The sequence below is a fragment of the Fluviispira sanaruensis genome (assembly GCF_004295685.1).
GTDB lineage: Bacteria > Bdellovibrionota_B > Oligoflexia > Silvanigrellales > Silvanigrellaceae > Silvanigrella > Silvanigrella sanaruensis.
Map to the genome: position 1 here is coordinate 2,077,024 of NZ_AP019368.1, position 12,063 is coordinate 2,089,086.

A 12,063-nucleotide genomic window follows, 5' to 3' on the forward strand; every position below is an offset into this window, starting at 1 on the left:
ATCAGTGATTGAGAGCGAAAAGCATTCCAGAGCAAATAAAAAGTTGAGCAAGATAATAGGTCCCCCAAATTATATATGCACTCCCTTTAAATGATTTAACAAATTTTTGTATTGCTATAATTGAATCGGAAATTGCAAATAGCACTGCCCCTAATATCAAAGTATAATTAAAATTAATTACTAAAATAGCACTCATTACCATGCACATCAAAACACTCATATATATAAATACAGGAATTTTTAAATTTCCTAATTTTTTGTATAATACTTTTGTTAATAAAGAAAAATAAACAAAAATCACTGAAAATAATATTATTTTCTCCCAAATATGCTCTGAAATATTTCCTGTATATTTTATAAATATAAATGAATAAACGATATGTGATAACAAAAAAGAAATGAGTCCATGGATAAAATATTTTTCTTCTGAATAAGCTAAAAACATATCTCCTATAGAACATAAGACAAGGGCTAAAGTAAAAACAAGCGCAATCGAATTGGGAAAGCTACAAAAAGCAAAGGCTGCTAGAAAGATAATTGAGCATCCTTTTATTAACCAATGTAATTTATAAGGTTGCCATTTAAATGTAAAAAAATAAATAAGAGATAAAAACAGAGAAAGCGCAACAAAAATCTCAACCTTAAGCATTATCAACCCCTTATAAACAGAAAAGCCAATTTTTTAACACTCTTAAAAGATAAAAAAGAGATATAACATAATAAAGAGAGTTTAAAGTATAATCTCAAGTTAGAAGGAGTTCCATTGAAGATTAAAAATAATATTTTTCTTGTAATTTTTTTAATAAATTCACTTTTTATAAATAAAGTTTTTGCTGAAGAGAAAGCAATCTTAAATTTTGAAGGTGACAACTGGTGTCCTTATACCTGTGAAGAAAAATCAGAAGTTGGAAAAGGAATTTTCCTTGAAATAACTGAACTTATCTTTAAAAATCAAAATTACACAATCCACTTTGAAATGATGCCGTGGGCGCGTGTTTTAAAACGCGGAGAAAGAGGAGAAATAGATGGAATTATTGGAGCCTATAAAGAAGGGCGAAATAAATTTATTTTTCCTAATGAACCTATACTTCAAAGTACAAATTCTTTTTTAGTGAGAAATGATTCTTCTTGGAATTTTAAAGATTTTAATTCACTCAAAAGCATTCATCTCGGGCTCATTCTTGGTTATATTTACGGAGGAAATCTTGAAAATATTAGAAAAAATGCACAAAAAATTAGTGAATCCGGCGGTGAAAATGCCATCCAAAAGAATTTAGCACGTTTAAATGGCAAAGAAATCGATGCAACATTAGATGAGCACAATGTTTTAGTCTATTATATAAACAAAATGGAACTCAATAAATCTATGAAATTCGTAGGTGATTTAGGCAATAAATCAGGTCTCTACTTAGGCTTCCCCAAAGAGAAACCCAACTCCCAAAAGCTAGCAGATATATTTGACAAAGGTTTTATTAAATTAAAGAAATCAAGTGAGTATAAAAAAATATTAAATAAATACGGCATCACTGGCAAGAATTAATTCACGTTCAAATTTCAATCTGAAATATTCAATTACGATGATTTTTTCAATGCCCTTCCAAAAATATTTATAAAGTCTGACAACTCCATCTTAAAGTACCAAGAGTTATTGGCTATGTATTTAGAACAGATACAAGAGATCCAGAATTTTCGTTAAATGATTGTCACCCTGAGTGGAAAAAAGGGTAAAATCTAATAAAGAAATTTATTTTAGAAAAGGATATAAATAAAAGGATCTAAAATATACAATCTACATTCATCATATAAGAATTAAGCAAGAAATAGTTAGAAACTAGTAAAATCGTATAGATCAAAAAATAGCATTACATTATATGTGAAAATTCATTAATAATTTCATCATAGGCTTTTGAATCCATTTCTTTTAACCCATCTCTAACCATAAGAATCTTTTCTGATTTATTGTAGTAAGCGACGACATCATCCCAATCAACTGCACCTGGAACAGCGACTTCATTTTCATCAATAGACGCCAATGCTCCTCCTCCGCTCAATTGATTTTTAGGATCTGAAAACTCAGGTAATAAATAGCCTCCTTCTTGATACAATGCATATACAGTTCCATTTTTACTAAATTTATCTGCAATGAATATATTAGTTGTTGTAGATATAAATCCTTTATATTCATAAAAGCCAGCTGTATGTGCTGCTATATTTAGAGTACTTTGAAGCCACCAATTCAGTACATCAGTCTCAGAAATATTAGAGAAAAAGGTAAAAGGAGCAGTTGGGTATAAAGTCAATACTCTAAAATTATCAATTGTTGGATCAAAATCTTTTCCATAATTTTTTTTGTAATCTATTAGTAAATTATTAATCTTCTCAATATCTTTCTTTCTTGTAAAGGTAGGAAAAAATCCGCCAACATCTTTTATTCCACAACCTGCGCCAGGATGACCTGGGTAACTTATTTCATTTCCTGTTTTTGGATCAATTATATTAAATCCGTATTTCCAATCATCCTCACAATCTTTATAGTCAATTACTTGACTTCTTGTATCTCCTCGAAAAGTAAATCCAATTACTCTTTTTAATGATAATTGCTTATTTATAACCTCAATATTCTTACTTGGAAGAGAATTAAAATAATCATCGTACGCAAACTTTTGAGAATGTCCAACTGCTAAAATAGTCTCTATTAATGTAGTTTTATGTGGACTAGGTTCTGTAAGCTTATTAACAGGTGAAAAACTTTTTTTTAATTTCCCCAATAGCTCTTGAGCTTTGGTTTGCTTTACTCCCACTCCGATTAAGGGAAATTTAAAAACGTATTGCTTTGAATTGACTTCATAAGTAATAATTAAATTTCCATATACAAAATTTTCATTATCTGGATCAAATGACACAGCAAGAGTACATTCGCTTTTACTGTTTAAATTGAAAGTGCATGGAGGTTTAATTGATGTTGAACTTGTATAATTTATACCAGGATAGCCATTTAAAAATTTAAAATTGTTATTATCAAAAGTAGCATTAATATTTTCCGCTGTTCCAGAATGGTTGTTAATTAAAATAAAATTTAATTTCATATTTTTATTTATAATTGTTCGCCCAAATTTTCCATTGATATTATTGATTTCAAAACTTTCTGGATAAACTGAAATGTTGTCATGCAAATTAACTTGATCGTCTTTTTTACAACCTTTAAAAATTATGCAAAGTAAAAAAATAAATACTATTTTTTTTCTCATTCTATATTCCCTATATAATAATTAAAATATATAATAGCTTACAAAAGATTTCTTTTATTAATGTCATTTAGTTGAAATTAATAAAGAATCACTGCTAAGAATTAATACACTTTCAAGTGAACTTGCACCTTTAATTTTCTTTTGAGATGAAAAAAGATCCTTATATTTTTTCGGTTCACGTTCACGCATAATTTTATAACAAGCTTCAATCATATGCTCGCTCTGTGGCTTACAATAAAAATCACCATCCCGCCCAAATGCTCCGCGATTTTCTTTTGCTGTTAAAGTACGGGGCATACAATCTAAATAATGATACGCATTATTTTTTTCTACTGTCTGCTGCAACATATAGGCACTTGCTCCCCCCGGAACATCTTCATCAAAAAAGAGCACTGCATTGGTTTTTTTGATCGATTTTGTAATGACGCCTGTAGAGTCAAATGGCAATAGTGTCTGCACATCGATCACTTCAACTGAAATTCCAATTTTTTCTAATTCTTCGGCAGCCTCAAGCGCAATTTTACAACATGCACCATAAGTAACCACTGTTATATCTCGACCATCCCGAATAACTTCAGGAATTCCTAAAGGCACAGTGAATGAAGAAATATTATCAGGTACTTTTTCTTTCAAGCGATAAGCATTGAGCACTTCAATGACAATTGCAGGATTATCAGACTGAAGAAGTGTATTGTACATTCCAGCAGCTTGAGTCATATTTCGCGGAACACAAATATAAATACCACGTAAAGCATGGAGCAATACACCTAAAGGTGAACCTGTGTGCCAAACACCTTCTAAGCGATGTCCTTTCGTCCGAATGATAACGGGTGCTTTTTGTCCGCCTGCAGTACGGTAGTGCAATGTAGCAAGATCATCTGAAGCAGTTTGCAGCGCATAAAGAAAATAATCTAAGTATTGTATGTCAACAAGTGGGCGTAATCCGCGAATAGCTGAACCGATTCCTTGGCCTAAAATTGTCGATTCACGTATGCCAGTGTCAGTGACTCGTAAATCTCCATATTTAGCATTTAGCCCTTCGAAAACAAGATTGACGTCTCCAAGTTTTCCGACATCTTCCCCAATAGCAAAAAATAAATTATTCGTCGCAAATTGATGATCGAAACACCGCTGTAATATAACTCTCCCGTCAACAATTTCTGACTTCTCAGAATAAATGGGTTTTGTTTCTTTTACTTTAAGTGGAGATTCTTCTGATTCACTGTAAAGTTTATTTTCATAAACATTGCTGAATCTTGCAGAATATTCGTCATAGAATTTTACAAATTTTTCTTTTTCTTTGGAATCTTCATTCGCCAAGAGAAGAAGTGCCTTAAAAAGAATTGAGTGAATATATCTTCTATTTAAAGATATAGAGTTTTCCAAAGAGTGAATTAAAAGGCCGATATTCTCGGTTTTTTGTGTTGTTTTTTTAATTTCTGTTAACAGCTGAACAACAGTATTTCTTTCTTCTTTTATGGGATCTAAATATAAATTCCACGCTTTTTTTCTAGATTGTTCAACAAATATTTTTTCTTCTTCTTCTATATTGTCAAGCATTTCATTTTGAGCAATTTTATTTTGAATAATCCATTCGCGGAATTTTTTTAAACAACAATACTCTTTTTCCCAGTTAAGTCTTTCTTTCGATTTATATCTTTCATGACTTCCACTGCTTGAATGTCCTTGTGGCTGCGTTAATTCTGTAACATGGATAAGTGCCGGTTTATGTTCGTTACGTGTTTTTTCAGCTGCCTCTAAATAAGTTTCACATAAATTTAAATAATTCCAACCTTCCACTTGATAAATAGAAATTCCTTGATTGGCCTTTTCAGATGAAAACCCTGCCAGAGCTTTGGAAATAGAGTTATTCACTGTTTGCAACTCACGCGGAACAGAAATACCAAAACCGTTGTCCCAAACAGAAACAACCATTGGTACCTGCAACACTCCAGCAGCATTCATCGTTTCAAAAAAGACCCCTTCTGAGGTTGAGGCATCACCGATAGAACCAAAGACAACTTCATTGCCATTTTTTGAAAAGGATTTAGAATAATTATCAAGCTTTTTATTGTTTCTATATATTTTAGATGCATATGCAAGACCAAGCATTCGACTCATTTGGCCCGCTGTGGGAGAAATATCAGAAATTGAATTTTTAGATGTCAATTGATTTTTGTATTTTCCATTTTCGTCCAATAATCGGCTTGCAAAATGTGAATTCATTTGGCGGCCACCAGAGTTGGGCTCATTTTTTAAATTATGATCGGCATAAAGCTGGGAAAAAAACTGTGTTACGTTAACATTACCAATAGCCATTTCAAATGTTTGATCACGATAATAACCTGTTCTAAAATCTCCTTTTTGAAAAGACTTTGCGACCGCTATTTGGGGCAATTCGATTCCATCTCCAAATATACCAAAACTCGCTTTGCCAGTCAGGACCTCTTTCCTTCCCAAAAGACTGGTCAATCGGCTTCTCATAGCGAGGCGATAATCACTTAAAATTTCTTCGAATGAGAATGAATATTTTCCATTGGGAGTCTTAATGATGCGGTTGGTTTCCATAGAAACACACTCCTCTAGCCTTATACGTACAACAACTTTTAAGCCAATCTCCCAAAAATATGGGATTTGCTTTTACCTAGACATATATGAGACAATTTAAAAAATCTAGCCAGTAACTTATTTTTCTTCGTCGTCCTGTTGCTTTTATATATAATAAGGAAAATATATGAAAAATACAGTAATTTTAATATTATTTTTTTTATTTACACCTCTTTCGAATGCTCAAGTCATTACTCACTCGCATTTGTGTGATTATTTTGAGGTAGATGCAATTCTTTTTGACTACCAAACAATTTCTGCTGACAATAGCGACAAATCTGGAGAAAGCTACCAATTTTTCACTGGGCGACCAGCAATTAATTTTTGTTTTGCAAGTCAAAATTATATATTTCGCCCATCGATCTCAATTAATATCTATGAAAGTTCAACTAATGGCTCTATTTCTGTAGGTAAATTAATTAATAACAGCTATGAATTTGGTATATATCTTTCTCTTAATAGAAGAGAAGAAACATCGGGGAGTGGAACTTCTAATTATAAACTCATTTCTTCAAATTTACTTTTAGGACCATATCTTAAAATATTTCACTCACTATTAGAAGAAAATGATCTTGAATTTACAACAAGAATTTCTTATTTATACTACGATCAAAGAACAACCACCAATGGTGCTAAGACTCTTATAACAGAGCAAAAAGGAGTCAATCTTTATTTTGAAGAACTTTATGCAAAGAAAATAACTTCACATTTATTTTTTATTCCACATGCGTCAATTTATTATGCTTATACTTATGATACCGTTGGAGTTGAATCTGGTAGAAATACAGTTGATTTTAAATTTTTCCCATTCTCTCTTCGCTGGGTTTTTTAAAGTTTTAGCTTAATTTTATTTATATAATTTTGTTTTATTTTTTCTACACGTCCATTTTTCTTCATGTCTAAAATAATATTATTAAACTCTTTAATAAATTTACTTTTATAAGGGAATTTACTTTGACTTTTTTTTGAAAAACCAATAAATCCTGTCTCTTGACTCAAATCAAGTATTTTTATTATTTTTTCTTCTGGCATTTCAGGTTTATACTCACCTGCTTTTTTCATTTTTGCAAGTTCAATTTCAATAGCAATATCATCATTGACATAGCAGTCAGCATGATGGGCAATTAGTTTTCTTAAATTTTGCTGCGTGTTTTTTGTTTCGCTTAAAGTAATTATGCCTTTTTCAACAGGATCCATGATATTTTTTGGTAAAGCGAAGCCAGAGTTTTTTGTCACTGAAATTCCTTTATAATCTTCAGGCCAATTCTTTTTTGCAAATATACTCTTTGTTGCTCTGCAAAATAATGTATATTTTTCATCCAAAATTTTTTCAGAATATTCCATCCAAGCTCTCTCTTTTGGTCTATAATAAGGAGGATAAATGGCAAATATATTGCCGCTTTCTACTTCAGCCAGCCCTCTTTTCCAGGGTACAGCTTCTATTTTCACCTCAAAATCTTTTAGTTTGCTAAATGCTTCTTTTAAAATATTGTAATAAATTCCAGCTGGATTTCCATTATCTATATATGAATAAGGTTGATAACCGTCATCTGCATAGATCAAAATTTTTTCTTTTGCCGAAGCAACTTGATTTTTTGCTATTACAAATAAAACTAAAAAAATAGTATAAAAAAATTTTTTATACATTTATCAAATACCTCACAAAAGTTTACTCAGATAGCTTAATTAAAATTTTATATACAATATTTTCAATTTCAATATTTCCTCATGTTTTTATTGATTAATAATTTGACATTTAAATCATTGTATAAATCTATTAGAGTCAAAGTTAAGAGGAAATTCTTATGACAACAGAAATCGTTTTAGGCATTCTCACTGGCCATGGCCCCAGAACTACAGCTCCGTTTTTAGATAGAATAGTTACTTTTTGTCAAAATTTATATGGCGCAAAGCTTGATTCCGATCTCCCGCATATGTTGATCTATTCATTGCCAGTTCCATTTTTCCCAAATAAAGCTGGCGGGAACGAAATCATCAAAGAGCATTTATTTCGAGGAATTGATAGATTAAAAAATGCACAGATTCATATTCTTGCAGTACCAAGCAATTATATTCACCACTATTATGATTACATAAAAGAGATAATTAATATACCTATATTAAATATAGTCAATGTGACAGTTGAATCACTTCCTAAAAATAACCCTAAATTAGCTTTACTTGCAGCTAACTCAACAATCGATAACGGGTCTTATCAAAAGGAATTAGAAAATAATAATATTCATTTCTTTCATAATGATGAATTACAAGACAATGTTTCACAACTTATTATTTCATTAAAACAAACGGGTTTATCATCTCATTCTTTAAAGCTTTGGAAAAAAATTTGTAATTATTGCTTAGATAATAATTGCGATAGCATAATTAATACTAATAGTGAGATCTCTCATTGCTTAAAATATGAAGGAAGTGAGTACTTTACTCATATTACGGATTCCTATGATGCTCTCGCTTCTGCTTGCGTAAAAAAGTATCTATTATTAAGTCAACAAAACAATTTGAAATTTGGTTAAAATAATTAATTGCATTTTATACTTTTTAACTGTGGTAACAAATATTCTCTCCATTCTTTTAGATTTTTTTTCTAATGAAATAACTCTCTCTTTTTAATACCTTAAAATAACTCTCGCTTTTCCAAAAATTAATAGATAACTATATATTTTAATTAAAATTTTTCGAAATTATTGTTATTGCTCAGGCAACTAACATATAATAATAATTGATATAAAAAAATTGACGATTCTCGATCTATAGGATAAGGTACTTTTAATGTTTAAAAATAATTTTTTTTAAGGTATCAAAATGAAAAATTCTACAAGTGATTTATTACAAAATGAATTAATCAGTATTTTAAAAATGCTCAACCGTTCCGATTTAAGAATGGTTAACCTACCGCTCTATTATAAAATATTAGAGAAATTTGTAAACTTACTTGATGTTGCAACAACAGCTCAAGAGGCAGATGATTTAAGGAAAAGTAAACTTGAAAATATGTTTGAAAATCAAGTTGAGCAAGAGCAGAAAGATTCAAGTGAAGGCGAATTGCAGAATATAAAACCAACCGGTCTTTATCATTGAGAATATGTAATAGACTAGGGAGTCATCTCGCCAGAAAATGAGCGAGGTAACACTATTTTTGCTTTGAATCGAGATATTCCCGTCTTCGTGCGAGAGCTACGGTCCTTGGTGGTAAATCAAGTTCTTCTTTTCTCTTTGAAGCTAATTGTCCACATGCTGCACTGACATCCTGTCCACGACTGTAACGAACAGGAGCTGGAATGGATCGATCTGCTAAATACTTTTGAAAATCTCGCATTCGGTCAAAATCCGTTGCAACCATATTATCTGCACCAGGATGGGGATTCATTGGAATTAAATTTACTTTTGCTTTCATCCCATGCAAAAATTTAACCAATTTCTTTGCATGGGTCATTGAGTCATTGACTCCTTGAATCATCACATATTCAAAAGTAATTCCATGGCGTGTCTGCACAGGATATTCAAGCAAGACTTTCTTCATTTCAGCCAATGAATATTTTTTATTCACAGGCATCATGGAAGATCTCTGCTCTTCATCTGGTGAATGCAATGAAATAGCAAGGGCAACAGGCACGTCTTGTCCCAAACGGGTTATTTCAGGCAGAAGACCCGAAGTTGAAACTGTTACTTTGTGTTTTGAGAGACCAAATATTTTTGGATCAACCATCAATTTACAAGCAGCAACCACATTGTCGTAATTATCGAGCGGTTCTCCCATCCCCATAAAAACAATATTTGTTACCTTTCTCTCCAAAATATTACGCTCAACAAGTCTTTTATTAGCAATAACAATTTGGATTAAAATTTCGCCCATAGACAAATTTCGGCTTAAGCCCATTTTACCGGTTTGGCAAAAAGTACAAGCCATACGGCAGCCAACTTGACTGCTTATGCATAAAGTCACTCTATTGTCAGAGGGCATAAGTACACATTCAGAAAATCGGCCATCAAATAATTTAAGTAATATTTTTTCACTACCATCTTCTGATGATAATATTGTATCTATTTCAGGAATAGACCAATCAAATTCTTGAGCTAATAAATCACGTAATAATTTGGGAATATTTGAAAAGTCTTGGGGAGAAAAACAATGACGCAAGAACATCCAATCAATCAATTGACGAGCTCTAAAGCTTTTGTCACCTTTTGAAATAAACCATTCAGCCCAATCTTTTTCGCTCATTAATAGAGCTATTTTATTATTCATAATACCCTTAAACTAAAAACTCACTCACATCTTGGACAAATTTATCGGCTTCTTCTATGAGAATAAGATGCCCAACTCCCTCATAGATTGTCAAAACAGAATTCTCAATATTCCTATTTAAAAAATGTGAATTTTCTAATGGAATAATATGATCTTCGTCGCCAGAAATAATAAAGGTCTTTGCTTTTATTTTACCAAGAAATGCTATTCCATCAAAAATAGCAGAAGTATAAAATTGAATTTCTGCAGCTTTATCACTACTTGCTTCATTTTCTGCTCGCGCTTTTAAAATAGATTTGCACATCATATCAAATAGCAAAGGTGACCCTTGTAAAAATCTTTTGCCGAAGTACCGAGCCATCTGTGCTTTAGTCGACTCTAAAGAAATATAAGGATTCTTATATTTGAGTTCTTTAGGATCTTTTACTTGTACAGGCCAGGTTCGGCCACTCCCACCAGCCGTAGTGCTTACGAGAAAAAGTTTTTCTACTTTTCCATTGTGTGCTGCTAAGGTCTGGACAATCATTCCACCCATACTTATACCAAGAAGAGAAAAAGTGGAGAGATTGAGTTTTTTGCAAAAAACCGCAGCTAATGCACTGATATCCCGGGCCATTCTCTCTACTGTGAGGATATCAATTCCACTATCCTGTGTCTCACCCGAAAAGCGATTGTCTAAAGAAAGCGTGGCTGTGTTAGGAGATAACTTTTCAATTTTTTTACGAAAAGCTCGAAAATCCTGCCGTGTGCGCTGATATCCATTCACCAAAATAAGAAGTTTTTGGCAAGTATCTTTAGCTGGGAGGAAATCAAAGGCTATTCGCGCACCTTCAAATTCCAGAAATTGAGCACCTGCCTCGATTTCCAGACAAACATCGAATAAAGAAAGAGGCAAGGAAGAAAATTCAAGATAATCCAAATCCACGCTCTGTCCTCAAATAAAAAGATTGCTGATAGAATCCGAGTTATGTATACGACGAATCGCTTTGCCTAAGAGCTCAGATACACTTAATACTTCAATTTTAGAGCACTTTTTAGCTTCAGCACTTAAAGGAATCGTATCGGTTATATAAAGTTTCTCTATGCAACTGTCATTTAAACGTGATATCGCAGGTCCAGAAAGCACTCCATGAGTGATGGCTGCATAAATTTTAACCGCACCTCTATCTCTCAGAACTGCGGCTGCTGAAGTCAAAGAACCGGCTGTATCACAGATATCATCCACGAGGATAGCGGTTTTACCTTTAACATCTCCAATTAAATTCATAACTTGAGAGACACCTGGGCGATCGCGTCGCTTGTCTACTATGGCCAAACCGCAACCCAAAACTTTGGCTAGTGCTCTTGCCCTTTCAACACCACCAGCATCGGGTGAAACAGTGATGACATTTTCTAAATTCATTTTGGTGAAGTGTTCTACAAAGACAGGTTTGCTAAAGAGATGATCGACCGGAAGGTTAAAGAAACCTTGGATAGCTCCCGTATGGAGTTCGATGGTGAGAATGCGGTTTACACCCGCACTGACGAGAAGATCGGCTATCAATTTTGCCGTAATGGGTGTTCTCGGTGCGCTTTTGCGCTCTTGGCGACTGTACCCGTAATAAGGGATAACCGCTGTGATACGCTGGGCACTGGCTCGTCTCAGTGCGTCGATCATGATGAGAAGTTCCATGACATTTTCGTTTGTCGGAGCACAAGTAGGCTGAATAATAAAGACATCCCGCCCTCTCACATTGCTTTCAATTTCAATTCGAGTTTCCCCATCAGAAAATCGACCAATGAGAGCAGTTCCTAGGGGAACATCTAGATATTGACATATTTTATGTGCCAATTCATGATTTGCATTGCCTGAAAATATAAGGAGTTCACTTTCCATATGATTAACCCGCTAAAATAGAGTAAAATAATGACACATAGACCTTTACTCTGTAACGGCAAAAT

The 12,063-nt window shown here is 32.8% G+C and carries 11 protein-coding genes; 4 read left to right on the top strand and 7 right to left on the bottom strand.

The genetic code is table 11. The features are described from left to right. Position 1 precedes the first annotated feature (1 nt). Complete coding sequence (locus EZS29_RS08690; protein WP_130608981.1) at positions 2 to 649, bottom strand: lysoplasmalogenase; 648 nt, start codon at positions 647 to 649, stop codon at positions 2 to 4. A 114-nt stretch (positions 650 to 763) separates the two neighbouring features. On the opposite strand from EZS29_RS08690, the gene EZS29_RS08695 reads away from it, so the two are divergent. Further along, positions 764 to 1,540, top strand: a complete 777-nt coding sequence (locus EZS29_RS08695; protein WP_130608984.1) for a substrate-binding periplasmic protein — start codon at positions 764 to 766, stop codon at positions 1,538 to 1,540. A gap of 322 nt (positions 1,541 to 1,862) precedes the next feature. On the opposite strand, the gene EZS29_RS08700 is transcribed toward EZS29_RS08695, so the two are convergent. Next, positions 1,863 to 3,248: a hypothetical protein gene (locus EZS29_RS08700; RefSeq protein ID WP_130608987.1), complete on the bottom strand. Its 1,386-nt coding sequence runs from the start codon at positions 3,246 to 3,248 to the stop codon at positions 1,863 to 1,865. A 63-nt stretch (positions 3,249 to 3,311) separates the two neighbouring features. Then, positions 3,312 to 5,816, bottom strand: a complete 2,505-nt coding sequence (locus EZS29_RS08705; protein ID WP_130608990.1) for an alpha-ketoacid dehydrogenase subunit alpha/beta — start codon at positions 5,814 to 5,816, stop codon at positions 3,312 to 3,314. Between the two features lie 166 nt (positions 5,817 to 5,982). Here EZS29_RS08705 and EZS29_RS08710 point away from each other — a divergent pair, with 166 nt between their 5' ends. Beyond that, positions 5,983 to 6,687 (top strand): hypothetical protein, encoded by a 705-nt coding sequence (locus EZS29_RS08710; RefSeq protein ID WP_130608993.1) that lies wholly within the window; start codon positions 5,983 to 5,985, stop codon positions 6,685 to 6,687. On the opposite strand, the gene EZS29_RS08715 is transcribed toward EZS29_RS08710, so the two are convergent. Beyond that, positions 6,684 to 7,502, bottom strand: coding sequence for a substrate-binding periplasmic protein (locus EZS29_RS08715; RefSeq protein ID WP_130608996.1), 819 nt, complete (start codon positions 7,500 to 7,502; stop codon positions 6,684 to 6,686). The two genes, EZS29_RS08710 and EZS29_RS08715, sit on opposite strands and share 4 nt — an antisense overlap. Before the next feature lie 158 nt (positions 7,503 to 7,660). Here EZS29_RS08715 and EZS29_RS08720 point away from each other — a divergent pair, with 158 nt between their 5' ends. Further along, on the top strand, positions 7,661 to 8,389 hold the full coding sequence (locus EZS29_RS08720; protein WP_130608999.1) for an aspartate/glutamate racemase family protein: 729 nt from the start codon (positions 7,661 to 7,663) through the stop codon (positions 8,387 to 8,389). Positions 8,390 to 8,678: 289 nt separating this feature from the next. Then, positions 8,679 to 8,954 (top strand): hypothetical protein, encoded by a 276-nt coding sequence (locus EZS29_RS08725; RefSeq protein WP_130609002.1) that lies wholly within the window; start codon positions 8,679 to 8,681, stop codon positions 8,952 to 8,954. A 52-nt stretch (positions 8,955 to 9,006) separates the two neighbouring features. Here EZS29_RS08725 and rlmN read toward each other — a convergent pair whose 3' ends face one another. Genes rlmN through EZS29_RS08740 form a run of 3 tightly spaced genes read right to left on the bottom strand, consistent with a single transcriptional unit; the run spans position 9,007 to position 11,998 of the window. Continuing rightward, a complete protein-coding gene (gene rlmN, locus EZS29_RS08730; protein ID WP_130609005.1) occupies positions 9,007 to 10,122 on the bottom strand; it encodes a dual-specificity RNA methyltransferase RlmN in 1,116 nt (371 codons plus the stop codon). A gap of 7 nt (positions 10,123 to 10,129) precedes the next feature. Further along, entirely contained in the window at positions 10,130 to 11,047 is a 918-nt protein-coding gene (locus tag EZS29_RS08735; protein ID WP_130609008.1) for an alpha/beta fold hydrolase, read from the bottom strand. A gap of 9 nt (positions 11,048 to 11,056) precedes the next feature. Continuing rightward, a complete protein-coding gene (locus EZS29_RS08740; protein ID WP_130609011.1) occupies positions 11,057 to 11,998 on the bottom strand; it encodes a ribose-phosphate pyrophosphokinase in 942 nt (313 codons plus the stop codon). Positions 11,999 to 12,063 lie beyond the last annotated feature (65 nt).

Coding starts and splice junctions, on each gene's coding strand:
- rlmN (WP_130609005.1), bottom strand. CDS start 10,122: ATGAATAATAAAATAGCTCTATTAATGAGCGAAAAAGATTGGGCTGAA.
- EZS29_RS08700 (WP_130608987.1), bottom strand. CDS start 3,248: ATGAGAAAAAAAATAGTATTTATTTTTTTACTTTGCATAATTTTTAAA.
- EZS29_RS08725 (WP_130609002.1), top strand. CDS start 8,679: ATGAAAAATTCTACAAGTGATTTATTACAAAATGAATTAATCAGTATT.
- EZS29_RS08720 (WP_130608999.1), top strand. CDS start 7,661: ATGACAACAGAAATCGTTTTAGGCATTCTCACTGGCCATGGCCCCAGA.
- EZS29_RS08705 (WP_130608990.1), bottom strand. CDS start 5,816: ATGGAAACCAACCGCATCATTAAGACTCCCAATGGAAAATATTCATTC.
- EZS29_RS08740 (WP_130609011.1), bottom strand. CDS start 11,998: ATGGAAAGTGAACTCCTTATATTTTCAGGCAATGCAAATCATGAATTG.
- EZS29_RS08715 (WP_130608996.1), bottom strand. CDS start 7,502: ATGTATAAAAAATTTTTTTATACTATTTTTTTAGTTTTATTTGTAATA.
- EZS29_RS08690 (WP_130608981.1), bottom strand. CDS start 649: ATGCTTAAGGTTGAGATTTTTGTTGCGCTTTCTCTGTTTTTATCTCTT.
- EZS29_RS08710 (WP_130608993.1), top strand. CDS start 5,983: ATGAAAAATACAGTAATTTTAATATTATTTTTTTTATTTACACCTCTT.